General features: G+C 69.0%; 26 protein-coding genes. 16 read left to right on the top strand and 10 right to left on the bottom strand.

Annotated elements, in window-relative coordinates:
• Positions 1-56 precede the first annotated feature (56 nt).
• The gene (locus ACPPVW_RS12320; RefSeq protein WP_426623409.1) at positions 57-377 is read right to left on the bottom strand and encodes a nucleotide pyrophosphohydrolase; all 321 of its coding nucleotides are present in this window, start codon (positions 375-377) and stop codon (positions 57-59) included.
• A 297-nt stretch (positions 378-674) separates the two neighbouring features.
• Here ACPPVW_RS12320 and ACPPVW_RS12315 point away from each other — a divergent pair, with 297 nt between their 5' ends.
• Positions 675-1,109: a DUF2510 domain-containing protein gene (locus ACPPVW_RS12315; RefSeq protein ID WP_426623408.1), complete on the top strand. Its 435-nt coding sequence runs from the start codon at positions 675-677 to the stop codon at positions 1,107-1,109.
• A 32-nt stretch (positions 1,110-1,141) separates the two neighbouring features.
• Here ACPPVW_RS12315 and ACPPVW_RS12310 read toward each other — a convergent pair whose 3' ends face one another.
• Entirely contained in the window at positions 1,142-1,393 is a 252-nt protein-coding gene (locus ACPPVW_RS12310) for a PLDc N-terminal domain-containing protein (RefSeq protein WP_426623407.1), read from the bottom strand.
• A gap of 137 nt (positions 1,394-1,530) precedes the next feature.
• On the opposite strand from ACPPVW_RS12310, the gene ACPPVW_RS12305 reads away from it, so the two are divergent.
• The 8 genes from ACPPVW_RS12305 to ACPPVW_RS12270 all read left to right on the top strand — a co-directional run bounded on the left by ACPPVW_RS12305 (position 1,531) and on the right by ACPPVW_RS12270 (position 6,334).
• Entirely contained in the window at positions 1,531-2,421 is an 891-nt protein-coding gene (locus ACPPVW_RS12305; protein ID WP_426623406.1) for a hypothetical protein, read from the top strand.
• Positions 2,418-2,834, top strand: a complete 417-nt coding sequence (locus ACPPVW_RS12300; protein WP_426623405.1) for a phage holin family protein — start codon at positions 2,418-2,420, stop codon at positions 2,832-2,834. Before ACPPVW_RS12305 ends, ACPPVW_RS12300 begins: the two co-directional genes overlap by 4 nt.
• Positions 2,831-3,442, top strand: a complete 612-nt coding sequence (locus tag ACPPVW_RS12295) for a DUF3618 domain-containing protein (protein ID WP_426623404.1) — start codon at positions 2,831-2,833, stop codon at positions 3,440-3,442. The genes ACPPVW_RS12300 and ACPPVW_RS12295 overlap by 4 nt, the downstream gene beginning before the upstream one ends.
• A gap of 136 nt (positions 3,443-3,578) precedes the next feature.
• Positions 3,579-4,688, top strand: a complete 1,110-nt coding sequence (locus tag ACPPVW_RS12290; RefSeq protein WP_426623403.1) for a YihY/virulence factor BrkB family protein — start codon at positions 3,579-3,581, stop codon at positions 4,686-4,688.
• A 27-nt stretch (positions 4,689-4,715) separates the two neighbouring features.
• Positions 4,716-5,315 (top strand): molybdenum cofactor guanylyltransferase, encoded by a 600-nt coding sequence (mobA, locus tag ACPPVW_RS12285; RefSeq protein WP_426623402.1) that lies wholly within the window; start codon positions 4,716-4,718, stop codon positions 5,313-5,315.
• Complete coding sequence (locus ACPPVW_RS12280; RefSeq protein WP_426623401.1) at positions 5,312-5,569, top strand: DUF6457 domain-containing protein; 258 nt, start codon at positions 5,312-5,314, stop codon at positions 5,567-5,569. The genes mobA and ACPPVW_RS12280 overlap by 4 nt, the downstream gene beginning before the upstream one ends.
• Positions 5,570-5,675: 106 nt before the next feature.
• Positions 5,676-5,942 (top strand): type II toxin-antitoxin system Phd/YefM family antitoxin, encoded by a 267-nt coding sequence (locus ACPPVW_RS12275; RefSeq protein WP_426623400.1) that lies wholly within the window; start codon positions 5,676-5,678, stop codon positions 5,940-5,942.
• Positions 5,939-6,334, top strand: coding sequence for a PIN domain-containing protein (locus tag ACPPVW_RS12270; protein WP_426623399.1), 396 nt, complete (start codon positions 5,939-5,941; stop codon positions 6,332-6,334). Before ACPPVW_RS12275 ends, ACPPVW_RS12270 begins: the two co-directional genes overlap by 4 nt.
• Positions 6,335-6,374: 40 nt before the next feature.
• Here ACPPVW_RS12270 and ACPPVW_RS12265 read toward each other — a convergent pair whose 3' ends face one another.
• Entirely contained in the window at positions 6,375-6,581 is a 207-nt protein-coding gene (locus tag ACPPVW_RS12265) for a hypothetical protein (RefSeq protein WP_426626352.1), read from the bottom strand.
• Here ACPPVW_RS12265 and ACPPVW_RS12260 point away from each other — a divergent pair.
• The gene (locus ACPPVW_RS12260) at positions 6,555-6,851 is read left to right on the top strand and encodes a LysR substrate-binding domain-containing protein (protein ID WP_426623398.1); all 297 of its coding nucleotides are present in this window, start codon (positions 6,555-6,557) and stop codon (positions 6,849-6,851) included. The genes ACPPVW_RS12265 and ACPPVW_RS12260 overlap by 27 nt on opposite strands.
• A 190-nt stretch (positions 6,852-7,041) precedes the next feature.
• The gene (locus ACPPVW_RS12255; RefSeq protein ID WP_426623397.1) at positions 7,042-7,572 is read left to right on the top strand and encodes a DUF1269 domain-containing protein; all 531 of its coding nucleotides are present in this window, start codon (positions 7,042-7,044) and stop codon (positions 7,570-7,572) included.
• A 53-nt stretch (positions 7,573-7,625) separates the two neighbouring features.
• Here the strand turns inward: ACPPVW_RS12255 and ACPPVW_RS12250 are convergent, their stop codons facing one another.
• Positions 7,626-8,657, bottom strand: a complete 1,032-nt coding sequence (locus ACPPVW_RS12250; RefSeq protein WP_426623396.1) for a PrsW family glutamic-type intramembrane protease — start codon at positions 8,655-8,657, stop codon at positions 7,626-7,628.
• Between the two features lie 70 nt (positions 8,658-8,727).
• Positions 8,728-9,222 carry a peptidoglycan-binding domain-containing protein gene (locus ACPPVW_RS12245; RefSeq protein ID WP_426623395.1) on the bottom strand — a complete coding sequence of 165 codons (495 nt, stop codon included), beginning with the start codon at positions 9,220-9,222 and terminating at the stop codon, positions 8,728-8,730.
• A gap of 155 nt (positions 9,223-9,377) precedes the next feature.
• Between ACPPVW_RS12245 and ACPPVW_RS12240 the strand changes: the two genes are divergently transcribed.
• Positions 9,378-9,572, top strand: coding sequence for a hypothetical protein (locus ACPPVW_RS12240; RefSeq protein WP_295121954.1), 195 nt, complete (start codon positions 9,378-9,380; stop codon positions 9,570-9,572).
• Between the two features lie 25 nt (positions 9,573-9,597).
• Here the strand turns inward: ACPPVW_RS12240 and ACPPVW_RS12235 are convergent, their stop codons facing one another.
• Entirely contained in the window at positions 9,598-10,353 is a 756-nt protein-coding gene (locus tag ACPPVW_RS12235) for a DUF7507 domain-containing protein (protein ID WP_426623394.1), read from the bottom strand.
• Positions 10,354-10,599: 246 nt separating this feature from the next.
• Between ACPPVW_RS12235 and ACPPVW_RS12230 the strand changes: the two genes are divergently transcribed.
• The gene (locus tag ACPPVW_RS12230) at positions 10,600-11,049 is read left to right on the top strand and encodes a DUF1801 domain-containing protein (RefSeq protein ID WP_426623393.1); all 450 of its coding nucleotides are present in this window, start codon (positions 10,600-10,602) and stop codon (positions 11,047-11,049) included.
• A gap of 13 nt (positions 11,050-11,062) precedes the next feature.
• On the opposite strand, the gene ACPPVW_RS12225 is transcribed toward ACPPVW_RS12230, so the two are convergent.
• From ACPPVW_RS12225 to ACPPVW_RS12210, 4 genes are all read right to left on the bottom strand, one after another.
• Positions 11,063-11,329, bottom strand: a complete 267-nt coding sequence (locus tag ACPPVW_RS12225; protein WP_426623392.1) for a hypothetical protein — start codon at positions 11,327-11,329, stop codon at positions 11,063-11,065.
• A 77-nt stretch (positions 11,330-11,406) separates the two neighbouring features.
• Positions 11,407-11,703 (bottom strand): putative quinol monooxygenase, encoded by a 297-nt coding sequence (locus ACPPVW_RS12220; protein ID WP_426623391.1) that lies wholly within the window; start codon positions 11,701-11,703, stop codon positions 11,407-11,409.
• Positions 11,704-11,738: 35 nt separating this feature from the next.
• On the bottom strand, positions 11,739-11,936 hold the full coding sequence (locus ACPPVW_RS12215) for a hypothetical protein (RefSeq protein WP_426623390.1): 198 nt from the start codon (positions 11,934-11,936) through the stop codon (positions 11,739-11,741).
• 154 nt (positions 11,937-12,090) lie between these two features.
• The gene (locus tag ACPPVW_RS12210) at positions 12,091-13,056 is read right to left on the bottom strand and encodes a LysR family transcriptional regulator (protein WP_426626295.1); all 966 of its coding nucleotides are present in this window, start codon (positions 13,054-13,056) and stop codon (positions 12,091-12,093) included.
• 115 nt (positions 13,057-13,171) lie between these two features.
• On the opposite strand from ACPPVW_RS12210, the gene ACPPVW_RS12205 reads away from it, so the two are divergent.
• From ACPPVW_RS12205 to ACPPVW_RS12195, 3 genes are read left to right on the top strand one after another with little or no spacing between them, the layout of a single operon-like run.
• Positions 13,172-14,065 carry an FAD binding domain-containing protein gene (locus ACPPVW_RS12205; RefSeq protein WP_426623389.1) on the top strand — a complete coding sequence of 298 codons (894 nt, stop codon included), beginning with the start codon at positions 13,172-13,174 and terminating at the stop codon, positions 14,063-14,065.
• 3 nt (positions 14,066-14,068) lie between these two features.
• On the top strand, positions 14,069-14,605 hold the full coding sequence (locus ACPPVW_RS12200) for a (2Fe-2S)-binding protein (RefSeq protein ID WP_426623388.1): 537 nt from the start codon (positions 14,069-14,071) through the stop codon (positions 14,603-14,605).
• Entirely contained in the window at positions 14,602-16,995 is a 2,394-nt protein-coding gene (locus tag ACPPVW_RS12195) for an aerobic carbon-monoxide dehydrogenase large subunit (RefSeq protein ID WP_426623387.1), read from the top strand. Before ACPPVW_RS12200 ends, ACPPVW_RS12195 begins: the two co-directional genes overlap by 4 nt.
• Positions 16,996-17,009 lie beyond the last annotated feature (14 nt).

The following is a 17,009-nucleotide window of genomic DNA, read 5'->3' as shown; positions in this document are numbered from 1 at the left end:
GGTCGAGTTGCGCCCAGGAGGCTATGGCGTCACGTGCGAACGTGACCCGTGAGATCTCAAAGGACGTCATACTTGTCGCTGCGACCGCGCGCCTTGTCGACCGGGTACTTCTCGCGTGTGACAGCCAGCTTGGCCAGGACTATCTGGTTAGGGTCGACTCCGAGTCGCGCAGCCAACAGCATTCCGTACGTCAGCACGTCGGCAAGCTCCTCACGGACCCGGTTCTCGTCGAACTCCGAACTCCACTGAAAGCACTCCAGGAGTTCCGCAGCTTCGATCGAAATGCTCTTCGCCAAGTTCTCGGGCGTGTGAAACTGCGCCCAATTTCTCTCGGCCACGAAGGCTGCAATCGCATCGCCCACAGACAGTTCAGCCATATCCGCAAACCTACTAGAGCGCTGCAGCGCTTTCAGGGAGCTTGAGCGGAATGAGCGATGTCCCCGCTCACGCCGAGTGCCCGCGGCTGAGCCAAACGTTTGACCAGCCCCAGGAGGCGAGAGTGGCGCCGCCTCCGCGGGCACCCGACCGCGCACCGAAAACGGGACCGGGATCGACAGCCGCCGCTCAGAGGAACACACCCCCAGTACAGGTGCACACCCCTCCCGAATCCTCACAATTCGGTAACGACCGCGATACATTCGGAAGACCCGAAAGTGTTGTCCACGAGGAGCCCAATGAGCCAGTTGCCGCCTCCCGGTTGGTATCCCGACGCCGACAGCAGTTATCAGCGGTGGTGGGACGGGCAGCGCTGGACGGACGCGCTGCAGGTGGTTCCGCCGTCGGCGCCCGTGCTTGTGGAGCCGCGGAACGGGCTCGCCACGACCGCGCTCGTCGGCGGCGCGGCGGCCGCGTTCGTCACGGCCTTCGGGGTGGCCAGCGGCTTCGGCCTCGACCCGATGATGGTCATGCTCATCGTCGTCTGCTCGGTGGTCGCCATCGGGTGGGGTATCGCCGGCCTCGCCCGCGCCCAGCGCCTCCAGCCGCACCTCGGACGGGCGCGCGCGATCGGCGGGCTCTGCCTGGGCGTCGGTTCGGTGCTGCTGGTCGTGCTCCTGCTCGCGATGGTCTTCACGGCGGGTCCGGTGGGAGGCGGGATCACCAGCGCCTGACGCACGCGCGGGCGGTGGACGCCGGCAGCGCCTCAGCTGATCTGCGGCGGTGCGTCGCTGCGCAACGAACGGCGCCCGATCGCGAACCACAGGATGGAGCCGAGAAGCGGGATCAGCGTCACGATCACGATCCATGCGACCACGGCTCCTACGGCCGGCTTCGTGAGTGCGATCTGAACCAGCGCGATGACCCACAACACGAACGGGACCACCGCGAACGTCCGGGTGAGAAGGTGCCAACCGACCAGAATGCTCCCGGCCGGGACGAAGAACAGCCGAGACAAGAACAGCCTCGCCCGAGCGCGCGCTCCTACCCGCTTATCCCCGCCTCCGGCAGGCGTGTCAACCGCCTGCCGCTGTTCCGTTTCCGGTGGCTGTATGGGGCGAAACACTGTTCGACACAAACCGAAAGGAGCGGAGCATGACGATCTCGGACGACAACCCCGAAGGCACTCCGATCTTCGACAACACGCGCCAGACGCACGACGAGCCCGACCTCGTAGGCGGCGAGCCGCCCGTCGGCAGCACGTTCCTCACCGGCACCGAAGAGTCGGTCGCCGTGGGCGCGGCCGGCACCACTGCGACCGGAACGAGCTATGCCGCGACCGGCGGCACGACCAGCACCCGCGGCCGCGGTCGCGGCGACTCGGCCAGCAAGACCGACATCGCCAAGGAAGAGGCCGGACGAGTCGCCGACTCGGCGGTCGAAGCCGGCAAGGATGTCGCAGGCGTCGCCAAAGACGAGGCGATGGAGGTCGTGAAGGAGACAAAAGCGCAGGCTCAGGACCTGCTGCGGCAGACCCAGCAGGAGCTGCGCGAGCAGGCGGCGATCCAGCAGCAGCGGGTCGCCTCCGGGCTCCGTTCGATCGGCGACGAGCTCGACCAGATGGCGAGCGCATCGGACCAGCAGGGCATGGCGAGCGACCTCGTCGGGCAGGCGGGCCAGCGGGCTCACGCAGTGGCGGGCTGGCTCGACAGGCGCGATCCGGGGTCTCTGCTGCGGGAGGTCAAGTCCTACGCACGCCGCAACCCGGGCACCTTCATCGCCGTAGCGGCCATCGCCGGCGCGGTGGCGGGACGGCTGACCCGGGCGCTCGCGTCCGGTGACGACGGCACCGGCAGCAGCGCAGGCAGCACCAGCACCAGCACCACCGGCAGCACCGCCCGCACCCGCGCGACCATCGGCAGCACCCGCACCACCGGCGCCTCCACCACCCGGACCACCACCACCTACCCCACGCCCGCAACGGCGGGTGCGGCTGTCCCCGGCGGCACCATCGCCGGCGACGCGACGGGCGGGGGTCCGCTGTGACCGACCGGCCCACTCCCTCCGAGGAACGCGCGGCGCGCGAGTCGCTCGGCGATCTGCTCGCGGAGGTGAGCCGCGACATCTCCGCGCTGTTCCGGCAGGAGGTCGAGCTCGCCAAGGCCGAACTCCGGCAGACAGCGACCCGGGCGGGCAAGGGTGCAGGAATGCTCGGCGGTGCCGGCTATGCGGGCCTGATGGCCGTGTTCTTCCTGTCCATCGCCCTCTGGTGGGCGCTCGGCTACCTGGTCGGCAACGCGTGGTCCGGTGTGATCGTCGCGATCATCTGGGGCATCGTCGCGCTGATCCTCTACCTGGTCGGCCGCAGACAGCTGAAGGAAATCAAGGGGATGCCCCAGACCGTCGACACGGTCAGGGAGATCCCGGACACCCTGAAACGAAACGGAGAGAACCGATGAGTGACGACCCCGACGTGATTCGCGCCGACATCGAAGCGACGCGCCGCAACCTCAGCGGCGACGTCGACGCCCTGGCCGACAAGGTCACGCCCAGCAAGATCGCCCAGCGCCAGACCCGCCGGGTCACGGGAGCATTCCACTCCCTCACCGAACGGATCATGGGCTCCGACGACGACGAGTACACCTACTACGACCGGCCGAACCGCTCGGTCACCGACAGGGCGGGCGACGCCATCGGCGACGCCAAAGACGCGACGGTCGAGGCCGGCCAGCGTGTGGTCGCCAAGGCGCAGGGCAACCCGCTCGCCGTCGGGCTGATCGCCTTCGGGGTCGGCGCGCTCGTGGCCTCCCTCATCCCGGCGAGCGACAGGGAGAAGCAGCTCGCGTCCGCCGCAAAGGATGCCGCACAGCCGGTGCTCCGGGAGGCCGCCGAGGTCGGCAAGCAGGTGGCCGACGACCTCAAGCAGCCGGCGCAGGAGGCCGTCGGCGCGGTGAAGGAGACCGCCCAGGACTCGGTCGAGACGGTGAAGGCCGAGGCCACCGACCGGGCGAGCGACATCGCAGACGACGCGAAGGAAGCCGGTCAGCGCGTGCAAGACAGATCCTGACCCGACCGGAACGCGAACGCGGGCACGGCCCCGCACCCGAACCGGGCACCGTGCCGGACGGCGCGGCGAGAAGCCGAGGAGGCCTCCGCCGCGCCGTTCGCTTTTCCGAACTCACCCCGACCAGAAGGGACTCATCATGAGCGACGACGCCATCGGCGCCAGCGAACGCCTGGCGGACGCACCCTCCCCCGACGACCCACGCAAACCGGACAGCCCGCCGCAACTGCATCGCTCCTCCTGGAAAGTCGTGGCGAAGCGCACAGTGCGCGAGTTCAGCAACGACAAGTGCACCGATATGGCGGCAGCTCTGACCTACTTCGCTGTGCTGTCGCTCTTTCCCGGGCTTCTCGCCCTGATCTCGCTGCTCGGCGTGCTGGGCCAGGGCCGTGCGGCGACGAAGGCCCTCGTCGGCATCCTGCAGCAGGTCGCGCCCGGCTCGACGGCGAAGCTGCTGGAAGGTCCCCTCCAGAACGCGACGAACTCCCCTGCCTCCGGCGTAGCGCTGGTGCTCGGCATCGTGCTGGCGGTCTGGTCGGCCTCCGGCTATATCGGCGCGTTCTCGCGCGCCATGAACCGCATCTACGAGCTCGACGAGGGCCGTCCGTTCTGGAAGCTCAAGCCGCAGCAACTGCTCGTCACGGTCATCTCCTTGGTGCTCGTGGCGATCGTTACGCTGATCCTCGTGGTGTCCGGCCCGGTCACCAAGGCGGTCGGAGATGCGCTCGGGCTGGGCTCGACGCCGCAGACCGTGTGGGAGGTCGTGAAGTGGCCGCTGATGCTCGTCATCGTCATCGTCATCATCGCGATCCTCTTCTACGCCGCGCCCAACGCACGTCAGCCGAAGTTCCGCTGGCTCAGCGTCGGGGCGATCGTGGCGATCGTGGTGCTGGCGATCGCGACGTTCCTGTTCGGCCTCTACGTGGCGACGTTCGCCAACTATGCGAAGACGTACGGGCCTCTCGCCGGCGTCATCGTCTTCCTGCTCTGGGTGTGGATCGCCAATCTCGCCCTCCTTTTCGGCGCCGAGCTCGACGCGGAAGTCGAGCGCGGTCGCGAGTTGCAGGCCGGAATGGAGGCGGAGGAGACCATCCAGCTGCCGCCTCGTGACACTCGTTCGAGCGAGAAGGCGTTGAAGAAGGAAGAGGCGCTGCAGCGGGAGGGTGCGCAGTTGCGCGAGGTCGACGCGGAGTCGGCGGCCGACAGGGCGGAGCGCGCGGAGGATCGATCGCGACAACCCCGCTCCTGACCTCTCGTCCGTGACAAGCTGGGAGGCGTGGACACCTCCTCAGCGTCGCGGGACCTCCCACCGGTCACGCGCCCACCCGCGGCCATCGTCATCGCCGGGGGCCGCTCCTCGCGCTTCGGCGGCGACAAGCTGCTCGCGCGCATCGATGGCCGCACCCTGCTCGCGCGGACGATGGCCGCCGTCGCTGCGTGCGAGCCCGTCGTCCTGGTGTCTGCGACCGCCGCGACACTGACGGGCGGTGTCGTGACGGTCTCCGAGCATCCGCGCTGGGGCGGCCCGGCCGCGGCGATCGTCGCAGGTGTCTCCGCCCTCCCGGTCGACGCGGACGAGACGCTGATCGTCGCCGCCGATCTGGCACATCCGGAGGCCGCGGTCGCCGCACTGCTGGCGATCGAGGCCGGCGTGCTCACCGACGATGACGGCCGGGCGCAGTGGCTGGTCGCCCGCGTGCCGACCGCTGCCCTGCGCGAGCGGATCGCCCGGGTGGAGGCCGAAGGCGGCACCGCCGACCTCCCGGCCCGCGCGATCGTCGGCGAGCTGGGCCTCCCGCTCGTCGCGGCGCCTGCCGGCGCGACCGCGGACATCGATGTACAGGAAGACCTCGACAGGATGAAGGAGCACCGATGACACCCGAAGAACTCGACGCCTGGGCCGGAGCAGCCGCACGACGCCTCGGGGCGACGCTCGAGCCGGCCGACGTCTCGGCCTTGCTCGACCTTGCCAAGGACGCCGCCCACGGCGTCACCCGCCCGGCCGCGCCGCTTGCCGCCTACATCGCCGGCATGGCCGTGGGCGCCGGCCGCACCCTGGAGGACGTCTCGCGCGAGCTGCGCGTCGCGATCGCCGAGAGCGGCCAGTCGGAGGCGGATGCCGAAGCGTGAGTAGTCGCGGGAATCCGGGCCCGGATTCCCGCAACTATTCACGTCTCGGCGGCTATGTGGCGCGGATTCGTAGATAGTTGTCTACGAATTCTGTTAAGGTGGGAGGATGATTCCTCTGGTAGGCGAGCACAGCATCACCGTCGGGCAGCTCCGCCAGAACCCCACGAAGATGCTGGCAGACGTGCAGGATGGCGAGCACTACGTGGTGACCAGTCACGGTCGCCCGATCGCCGATGTGGTTCCGCACGTCGAGTCGGGATGGGTGTCGGTCGACCGGGTCGCTCAGCTGCTGCAGCGCAGCGGCGACGACGAGTGGGCGCGCGAGCTGCAGGCGGATCGCGACGAGCACGACCTGCGGGATCCGTGGCGGTGAGGGCACTACTCGATACGAACGTCTTCGTCACAGGCGGCCTCGTCATACCGCAGGAGATCACCGAGGTGTCGATCTGCTCGATCAGCTACGCCGAGCTCGAACACGGACTGGTACGTCCCGGGCTCGCTCCGGCGGTCCTCGCGGACCGCAAGCTTCAGGTTCTCGAGATCCGTCAAGCCTTCGGCCGCGGCGTCCCGTTCGATGACGTCGCTGCGATGTATTACGGGCGTGTGGTCGAGGCGGTGCACGCGGCAGGGAGGTCGCCACGCGGCCGGATCGCCGATCTGATGATCGCCGCTGTGGCCAGGGCCCACGGCGCGGCGCTCGTCACTCACAACGTCGCCGATTTCGCCGGGCTGGAGCGCATCATTCGGGTCATCCCCGCGACCTGAGCTCGCGCACCTCGCAGGCAGCCGCCGGCGCGTACTTTCGTTACTTCGGCGTCTTCTCCAAGCGGTTCGGCACCCCGGTGCGCATGAACCTGCTCTCCGGCATCGTCGCCACGGTCTTCTGCATCGCAGCGACGCTGCTGCTCAAGGGCGGCACCGCCTCCGCGTTCACGGTCGTGCTTACGCGGAACAGCTGTGCCGCTCCTCGGGCTTCGAGCCCGACGTGCGCTACGGGACGGCCGACCTGCAAGCGCGGATCCGCCTCGTCGAATCAGGCAACGCTGTCGCGATCCTCCCCGACCTGATCCGGGCCGGTCGCGCGCCGAGCTGCCGGCTGATCGATCTCCCGGGCCGGCCGCGACGCACCCTCTTCACAGCCCAGCGCGCGGCAGGAGAGCGCTCACCGGCCACGGCGGTGTTCCTCGACACGCTCGAGAGAGCGGCGAACACGCGACGACGCCGGGGTCGCGCTCTGACGGGGCCTCGTCATCGCCATCTCACGCCTCCGCCGGCGCTCTGAACGAGCGGCGCCCTCCACCAACCCGCACGCGACCGGGCTCGCGCCACTGGACATTCGACGCCGAATGTGCGGACGCCGGAGCAACCGCTCGAAACAGGAAGACGGGGGGGTGTTGCCGACGGGAGGCGCGGCGCTAGTTTGCGCGTGAGCGCCGCGGGCCTGCGGCGGTGGACGACACACGTTGGGAGCGATGATGGCTGATAAGCCGTATGTGGCGATCGCGGCGCAGTACGCGAGCGAGGACGAGGCGGTGGCGGATTTCGACGCCCTGCACGCGCATTACAAGGGCTCCGGCAAGCACGCGTCGTTCGACGCTGCCGTGGTCAACCGCGACAAAGAGGGCAAGGTCACCATCCCCAAGCGCGACGATGGCAACAAGCACCACGGAGGCCGCAAGGGCCTCGCGATCGGCCTCGCCGGCGGTCTCGTCGTCGCCCTGTTCCCGGCGGTCGCACTCGGTGGCGCGCTGCTAGCCGGCGGCGGCGCGGGCGCTGGCATCGGCGCCCTCGCCGGCCACCTCAAGAACACCGCCTCCGCCGACGACCTCAAGGACATCAGCGAGACGCTCAATGCGGGCAGTTCGGGCATCGTCGTCGTCGCGTCCCCCGAGGAGGCCGACGCCGTGACAGCCCTGCTCACGCACGCCGGAAACATCACTCGCAAGGACATCGCGGTCGACGAGGAGAAGCTCGACAACGACGTCCAGGACGCCTACGAATAAGCCATCGAGACGTGAGTAATCGCGGGAATTCCGGACCGGATTCCCGCGATTACTCACGTCTCGGCGCGGCGGCGTGTCCTGCGGATGTGTCGCGCGATGAGCAGCCACGTGATGCCGCTGGCGACCACGAACACGAACTCGAACACCAGCAGGAGGCCGCCGCGCCCTGCAGCACTCATGGGCGCATTCTGCAACCACCAGATGGTCTCGTTGAAGCCCCCGTGCGCCACGACCACTCCCAGGTACGCCACCACCGCGCCGATCGACAAGCGGTAGCGACCGTCACGCGCCGCCGCGAACACGGCGGCCGCGAGCAGCGCCGAGAACACCGGGTGCAGGAACGGCCCGGAAAGCTGCCGACCGATCGTCACGCCGATGAAATACCCGATCCCGTTGCCCCCGGCCTCCTGCCCGCGTGCGAACGCCTCCAACAGGTAGCCGAAATTCTCGATGACGCTGAAGCCGATGCCCACCGCCCCACCGACGAAGAGGCCGATGCGGGCGTCCTTCACCGGCAGCTTGAGGGCGAGAAGGAGGACCGCTGCGAGCTTCAGTGTCTCCTCGATCACGCCCGCCAGCACGAGGGCGAGCCCGCTGGGATGCGAGCCCGTCCCGCCGCCCGCGATGTCGATCAGCGTGTTGACGGGCGCCGCCACCAGCGTCGCCGCGAGCCCGCCGACCCCGGCGATCAGCACGAGCCGCGGGGCGGAGAGCCGGTCGTCGGGGCCCAACTTGTACGCCATCGTATAAAGGAGAGCGACGGCCACCGTCGCGGCTCCGGTCAGCAGCAGGAACGGGGACACCACGCTCGGCCCTGCGTCGCGAGCGTGCGGGGCTATCGCGGCGAACAGGAAGCCGAAGCCGAACACCCACAGCCAGACACCCGCGCTGGCCGCAGCGATGATCCACCCGCCGAACCGGCCGAGCCACTTGCGCGGCTCCCGCTGCTTCGTCGGCGCGGGGATCGGAACCGCCGGGTAGGTGTATTGCGTCCACTCGGCACCGCTCCACCACCGCAGCAGCCGCGGGTCGTACGGGTCGGGATACCAGCCGCTCGGCGGCATGTGGGGTGGAGCGAAGGTCACCTGGTCAGCCTACGTTTGCACGGCGGCGCACGTCCTCCTCCCGAACGGGCGACACGCCGCGATCGTCGGCCTACGACTCCACGTACTGCAGCCCGACTGCGGACTCGAGCGTGGCGCTGGCCGCATGCAGCGAGACGCCCCACGTCTGGTCGCCGACGATCCCGTCGACCGTCACCTGGCCCCAGCCTTGGAACGCCTCCACCGACGCGCGCGTGTGCGGCCCGAAGATGCCGTCGATGCCCTGCGGCGTGACACCGCCCCACTGGTCGGCGCCGTTGGTGAGAATCGTCTGGAGGCTCGACACCACCGCTCCGGAGGATCCCTCCTGCAGCACCGGCATCGGTCCGCCATCCGGGAGGGCGGCCCAGGTGAGCGGGCCGACGATGCCGTCCGGCGTCAAGCCTTCGCCCTGCTGGAACTCGACCACTGCCGCGTGCGTGGCCGGCCCGAAGATCCCATCCACCACAATGGACAGGTTCGGCGTTCGCCGCAGCGCTCGCTGCACTCGCTTGACTGCGGCGCCGGTGTCGCCCTGCTGAACCGTCGGCTGGCCTGGATTCGCCATGATCGTCTCCTTTTCCCTGCATGAGGTTCGGGCTGTCGCGAGAAGTGTCGCAGACCGAGCTGTCTACGGCAATGGCGGGAGGCCGATCCGAAACGATCTCGCGCAGGTCAGCGTGGCCCATGTTCGGGGGCCAGAATCGGGCTTACCGTGTGCTCATGGCGATCAGGATCGAATTGCGTTCGGCCAGCTGCCCGATCTGCGGAAAGCGGATGGACGGCACGGTCAAGATGCTCGGCACCCCCGGTCAGGCGGGGTTCCGCACGGCGCCGCAGGATGTGCACTGCGCGTCCGGCTGCGAGCGCGCGCTCGGCGACAACAGGGAGCGGATGCTGGGGGTGTTCCAGGAGTAGCGCACCGCGCTCCGGTGCCCCCGGCTCACACCAGGGAGGTCGTGAAGACCTCCGGAGCAGACACGATCTGTTTGCCCGAGGGCGGCATCCCGGTCGCGAAGGTGCGGCTGGCGACGGTCTTCGCCTGCCGGTCCGCCTCGGTGACGGTGTAGGTCGCCGAGGCCGTCATGGCCTCGCCGGCCTTGAGGACTCCCGGGGTGGCGGGGGTTGGCCACACGGCGGTGATCGCGCTCGGCGGCTGCAGCGAGTCGGTCAGGTCGACGTCCGTCAGCGTCTCGGTTCCGTTGTTCGTGACCTTGAAGTGGAACGCGATCGTGTCACCCGCAGCGGGAGGTTTCGACAGCGCGGGGACGGCGACCTGGCTGAGCGCCAACGGAGGCTTCGCCGCGGCGGAGCCGTCGATCCCGGCCGCCTTGAGGATGTTCTCGTTGGTCGCCTCGTTCGCTTTGGTCGCGAAGTAGAAGGCGACCGCGGTGCTCGCAGCGGCGACGATCCCGCCGATGAGGACATTGCGGAGGTTGGAGTCGGTGCCGCCGAGCGTGACGCCCGCCAGAATCAGCAGAGCGGCGATCAGGCTCACGGCGATCCAGGCGCGCACGACGCTGTTGTTCGCGCGCTTGTCATTCTTGGCGCTCGGCCAGCCATAGACGAGGAGGCCGCCGAAGGCCAGCACCATCACGAGGAGCAGCGCGGCGATCGGCACCCACCACGGAATGCCGGCCGGCAGCGCGGAGTCGGCGGCGGCCAGCGGTGTCGCAGCCGGTTGCGTCCACACAGGCATCGCCAGCCTCCTTTCTGGATCGGCGGCGCTCCGTCGCGTCGTCGTTCGCCAGAAGTGTGGCAGACCGGGTGGTCTACCACAATGCTAATTTGAGGGAATCTCAATATTACGGATGGCCGGGACCCCACCATTCGGGTGTGTGCGGCGGGTGGGCTAGCCGGGTCGGAAGGGGAGGCGCAGCCGCACCCGCCTCCGTTAGCGTGAGAACACACCGCCCGCACGGGTCCCACTGGGGAGGACGACGAAATGACGGAACAGACTGATGCCGGAGGCTTCACCGCCCAAGAGCGCGCCGCCATCAAGCAACGGGCCGCAGAACTGAAGGCCGAGGCCAAGCGTGCGAAGGGCGCCGAGAAGGCCGCCGCCGAGGCGGCGGACGTGCTCGCCAAGATCGCCCAGATGCCCGACGGCGACCGCGCGATGGCCGAACGCCTCCACGCGATCGTCGCGGAGGTCGCCCCGACCCTCTCCCCCAAGCTCTACTACGGCCAGCCCGGCTACGCGCGAGCCGGCAAGGTCGTGGTGTTCTTCCGTAGTGGCCAGCTGGACAAGACGCGCTACTCGACATTCGGCGTCAGCGCGGAGGCGGCGCTCGACGAGGAGAACGGGTTCTGGCCGACGTCGTATGCGCTCATCGAGCCCAATGAGGAGGCGTGGGAGCGGGTTCGGGAGGTTGTGCGGCGAGCGGCGGGTTAGGGCCGCCCTGGTGTCATCTGGCGTTGTCCTCGATCACGTTGCGAACCGCCGCGACCGCGAGGTGCAGCATCCCGCCGAGGACGCCGAGCGCCCCGATCGCATTGCCGAAGAGGAAGTACCCGGCTGCCCCGCGCGGATCAGCGCCGACCGTCGCGATCCCGATGAAGTAGAGGACGGCCGCGGCGATCAACGCGACGATGTAGATCGCCGCGAGGACCGTCAGCGCAAGGTTGGGGCCGCGGCGGCTGCGCGCGGATGGCTTGGAGACCCTATCGGACATGGCCGGATGCTACTGGCTCGACAGGAGCTCGGGGAACTCCTCGTGGGCGAATGAACGAGGTGCCGGTGCGCACCTCGTCACTTCACCGCAAGAACGTCGATCGTCCGAATATCCGGGTCCGTCGCCAGCAGGTCCTCCGCGACCTGGCCCAGGGCCTTCGGGATCTCGCCGTTCAGGTGGGCCTGCCGCGCATTCTCGGTCTCGAAGGTGTCGAAGATTCCGTAGGTGGTGTCGCTGATCTTGAAGGCGTACCAGGTGACGGTGCCGGATTCGGCGGCGGCGAGGGCGCGGCCGCTTTCGAGGAAAGCGGCGAGGTCGGCACCTTTGCCGGGCTTGGCTTCGAGGAGGGCGAGGATTCCGCGGTTGACTGTCATGGTGATTCTCCGTTCCTGGTTGCGGTTGCGGGTGGTCAGCCGCCGATGGCGCCCATGCTTCGTTCGGGTCGGCGGAAGTCGGCGGCGTCGATGCCGTGGCCTTCCTGCTTGCCCCCTATAGCTGCGCGCCACCAGCGGTCCACATGGCCGGGCACGGCGCGTCTTCCGTCGAGAGAGGGCATGTGCGCGGGGTCCCTACGCAGGCGGGGGATGCCGACGCTGACCTGGGTCATGGTGTCACTGTACGACTTCGGCGGAGTGGGGGCGAGAAAAGGGGCCCAGTCCACAGCGAAGGGCGCAGATTCTGAGGGCGCCGAGACGGCAGCGGGTGAGATTCGCCGACCCGTGTCGCGGCGCGACGGCTGGTAACCCCCGAAACGCTCACGCTCACGCCCACAGCGCCACGTGCACCTTCGTCCCGCGCACCGAGAGCCCCCGCGACCCGCCCGGCGCCACCATCGCCGCGGTGGCCTCCGCGGTGGTGACGAAACGTTGGAGGATGCGGGCCGTCATGCTCGCGCGACCGCGGTCGAGGGTGGTGGCCCACCAGAGGCCGCCGACCGGGGTTCCGGCGACAGGGAGGTGGACGAGGGCGCCGTCCTGCACGTCGCGGCTGACGGCGCGGCCGAGGGCGAGCATGATGCCCTCGCCGGCGCGCACGGCCGCGAGGGCATCCGTTTCGCTGGTCAGCTCGACGATGTGCGGGATGCCGGCGAGGTGGGAGAGCCAGCGGCCCTCTTCGGTGCCCTCCTCGATGCCCGCTGGGCCCGCGAACCACTGGTAGGCGAGCAGCTCGGTCAGCGGGATCGGGCCGTTGAGTGCGCCGAGCGGCAGCGAGGGAGAAGCGACCAGGATTCGCTGGTAGCGCAGGAAGGGGATCACTTCCATCGTGCCGTCGTCGCCTGCGGGAGGCCGCGCACCTAGTGCGATGTCGTACGCACGGTCGCGAAGTAGTGCCGCGACGTCGGAGGCGCGCTCGACGACGACGTCCACCGAGGAGGCCGGAACCCATCTGGTGAAGATGTCGAGCAGCCTGCCCGCCGCGTGCTCCGCGAACGCGGCGGTGGCGAGCACGCGAAGTTCCGGTGTGGCGGCGCTGGCGTGGGCGACGTCCCAGCGCGCACGATCGGCGAGGGTGACGATCTCCTGGGCGTGGTCGGCGAGGGCGCGTCCGCCGGGGGTGAGGGCGATTCCGCCGCCGGAGCGGACGAAGAGGGCGTCGTCCAGGTCGAGGCGCAGCGCGGCGAGCGCCGAGGAGACGGCAGGCTCGCTGATCCCGAGCTCCGCGGCGGCGGCGCGCAGGGATCCGAGCTTCGCCACCAGCGCGAAGGCCCTGAGCTGACTCAGCGTCATCGACACAGGTCATAACCTTTCGCTTAGGACGATATTGACACTTCGCCGAGGGCGGAGCAACACTGGCGCAAAGGATGCCGGACGAGGTCGTCTGGCGCTCACGAGGGAGTGCATCGTGCAAATTCCGGCTCCATTCGACTACTCCCGCGCAACCGGCGTCGAGGACGCCATCGCACTACTCGAAGCGCACGGCCCGGAGTCGCGGGTCATCGCCGGCGGCCACAGCCTTCTGCCGATGATGAAGCTGCGGCTGGCCCGGCCCGAGTGGCTGATCGACATCAACGACCTGTACGAGCTGGACTTCGTGCTGGTCGACGGGGATCGGCTGCGGGTGGGCGCTCTCACCCGGCATACGACCCTCCTGGAGTCCGCCGATATCGCCCGGCTCTTTCCGATCGTCACAGACGCGGAACGCGTGATCGCCGATCCGGTGGTGCGCAACCGCGGCACGATCGGCGGATCGCTGTGCCAGGCGGATCCGGCCGAAGACCTCTCGACCGTCTGCAATGTGCTCGGCGCGATCGCGGTCGTGCGCGGCGCGGAGGGGGAACGGACGCTGACGATGAGCGAGTTCCATCAGGGTCCGTACGAGACCGCGGTGGCGCAGAACGAGCTGCTCACCGAGCTGCGGTTCCCGATTCGCGAGCGCTCGTCGAGCGCCTACGAGAAGGTGGAACGTCGGGTGGGCGACTGGGCCGTGGTCGCTGCGGGCGCATCGGTCACCCTCGCCTCCGACGGCACGATCGACGAGGCGGCGGTCGGGCTCACAGCAGTCGGACTCGACGGAACGGTGCCGGGAATCGCCGAGATCGTGTCGGGCAGGGCGCCGAGCGAGGAGCTCTTCGCCGACGCCGGCGGGATCGCCGCCCGGGCCTGCGATCCGGTGGCCGACCAGCGCGGACCGATCGACTACAAGCGGCACCTCGCCGACGAGCTCACCCGGCGGACCTTGCGCCGTGCCTGCGCCCGCGCGGCCGAGCCGGCAGCTTCGACAGCACAGGAAGGCTGAACCATGCAGGTCACGATGACGATGAACGGCGAGGAGATCACCCGCGAGATCGAGCCGCGCGTGCTCCTGGTCCACTTCATCCGGGAGAACCTCGGCTTGACCGGCACGCACTGGGGATGCGACACGTCCAACTGCGGACTGTGCGTCGTGCTCATGGACGGGCAGCCGGTGAAGTCCTGCACGGTGCTCGCGGCGATGGCCGACGGACACGACATCCGCACGGTCGAGGGACTGGCGACCGGCGGCGTCCTCGATCCGATCCAGCAGGGGTTCATGGCGGAGCACGGGTTGCAGTGCGGCTTCTGCACGCCCGGCATGATGCTCACGACCCGGGCGCTGCTCGACAGGAACCCGAATCCGACCGACGACGAGGTGCGCGAGGCGATCTCGGGCCAGATCTGCCGGTGCACCGGTTACGCCACGATCGTGCGTTCAGTACAGTGGGCCGCCGCGCATCCGGCCGAGACAGCGGCCCCGGCCGAGGCCGAGACAGTGCCGGCGTCAGAGCCGGCGCCAGAGTCAGTAGAGGTGGAAGCATGACCATCGTCGAGCAACACGCACCCAACCCGGCGGCGGACGACGAGCACCGCCCCATCGGTTTCGGGCGGCTGCAGCGCAAGGAAGACGTGCGCTTCGTCCGCGGCAAGGGCAACTACATCGACGACATCGTGCTACCCGGGATGCTCCACGGAGCGATCCTGCGCGCGCCCGTCGCGCACGCCCGGATGGTCTCCATCGACACCAGCGCTGCCCTGGCGCATCCCAAGGTGCTCGCCGTCATCACGGGCAAGGATCTCGAGGGGCTCGGCCTGGCCTGGGCGCCGACGCTCTCGTATGACGTGCAGGCCGTGCTCGTGACCGACAAGGTGCGGTTCCAGGGTCAGGAGGTCGCGTTCGTCGTGGCCGAGGACCGCTACGCGGCACGGGATGCGCTGGAGCTGATCGAGGTCGAGTACGAACTGCTCCCTCCGGTGATCGACGCACGGAGGGCGCTCGACCCGGACGCTCCGGTGATCCGCGACGACCTGGAAGGCCGCACCGACAACCACATCTTCGACTGGGAGGCCGGCAACGCCGCCGAGACGGAGGCGGTGTTCGCCTCGGCCGATGTCATCGTGTCGCAGGAAATCGTATACCCGCGCGTGCACCCGGCGCCGATGGAGACCTGCGGCGCCGTCGCGGACTTCGATCCGGTCGACGGGCGGCTCACGCTCTACGAGACGAGCCAGGCCCCGCACGCCCACCGGACCATCTTCGCGATGGTCGCGGGTATCCCGGAGCAGAAGATCCGGGTGGTCTCTCCCGACATCGGCGGCGGCTTCGGCAACAAGGTGGGCATCTACCCGGGCTACATCTGCGCCGTGGTCGGCTCGATCGTCACTGGCCGGCCGGTCAAGTGGGTCGAGGACCGCGCCGAGAACTTGATGTCGACCTCGTTCGCGCGCGACTACATCATGCAGGGCGAGATCGCGGCGACGAAGGACGGCACGATCCTGGGCCTGCGCAGCAACGTCCTCGCCGACCACGGCGCCTTCAACGGAACGGCCCAGCCGACGAAGTATCCGGCGGGCTTCTTCCACATCTTCACCGGCAGCTACGACCTCAAAGCCGCGTACTGCAAGGTGACGGGCGTCTACACCAACAAGGCGCCCGGCGGAGTCGCGTACGCCTGCTCGTTCCGCGTGACCGAAGCCGCGTACCTCGTCGAGCGGATGGTCGACGCACTGGCGCACAAGCTGGACATGGATCCGGCGGAGCTGCGCCTGAAGAACTTCATCAGACCCGAGCAGTTCCCGTATCCCAACAAGACAGGCTGGGAGTACGACTCGGGCGACTACGCGAAGACGATGCGGCTGTCGATGGAGATCGCGGGATACGAGGATCTGCGCCGGGAGCAGAAGGAGCGGCGTGAGCGCGGCGAGCTGATGGGGATCGGAATCTCGTTCTTCACCGAGACCGTCGGCGCCGGACCCCGCAAGCACATGGACATCCTGGGGCTGGGCATGGCGGACGGCGCCGAACTCCGGGTGCATCCCACCGGCAAGGCCGTGGTGCGCCTCTCGGTCCAGAGCCAGGGCCAGGGGCACGAGACGACCTTCGCGCAGATCGTCGCGGAAGAGCTCGGCATCCCGCCCGAGGACATCGATGTCGTGCACGGCGACACCGACCAGACGCCGTTCGGGCTCGGCACATACGGCAGCCGTTCCACGCCCGTCAGCGGCGGGGCGGTCGCGCTGGTCGCCCGGAAGGTGCGCGAGAAGGCCAAGTTCATCGCCGCGGCGATGCTGGAGACCCGGCCCGACGACCTCGAGTGGGAGAAGGGACGCTGGTTCGTCAAGGGCGACCCCAGCGTGGGCAAGACCATCGCCGAGATCGCGCTCGGCGCGTATGGGACCCTCACCCTCCCTGAGGGGATCGACGGCAATCTGGACGCCGAGGTCACCTACGATCCGCCCAACCTGACGTTCCCCTACGGCGCTTACATCTGCGTGGTCGACGTAGACCCGGGCACCGGATCCGTGAAGGTCAGGCGGTTCGTCGCGGTGGACGACTGCGGAACCCGGATCAACCCGATGATCATCGAGGGACAGATCCACGGCGGGCTGACGGACGGTGTCGGGATGGCGCTCATGGAGATCATCGAGTTCGACGCCGACGGCAACAACCTCGGCGGATCGTTCATGGACTACCTGATCCCCACCGCGATGGAGGTTCCGGACTGGGAGACCGGATACACGGTCACCCCGTCGCCCCACCACCCGATCGGCGCCAAGGGCATCGGCGAGTCGGCGACGGTCGGCTCTCCGCCGGCGATCGTGAACGCGATCATCGACGCTCTCTCGCCGCTCGGCGTGACAGCCATCGACATGCCGTGCACGCCCGCCCGAGTCTGGGCGGCCATGCAGGGCCGCGCCACACCGCCGGCCTGATGGACGGGCTCTGT

The sequence above is a fragment of the Leifsonia sp. McL0607 genome (genome assembly GCF_049993355.1).
Lineage (GTDB): Bacteria > Actinomycetota > Actinomycetes > Actinomycetales > Microbacteriaceae > Leifsonia.
The sequence above is the reverse complement of the archived record's forward strand: the minus strand, read 5'-3'. Positions and strand labels throughout refer to the sequence as shown.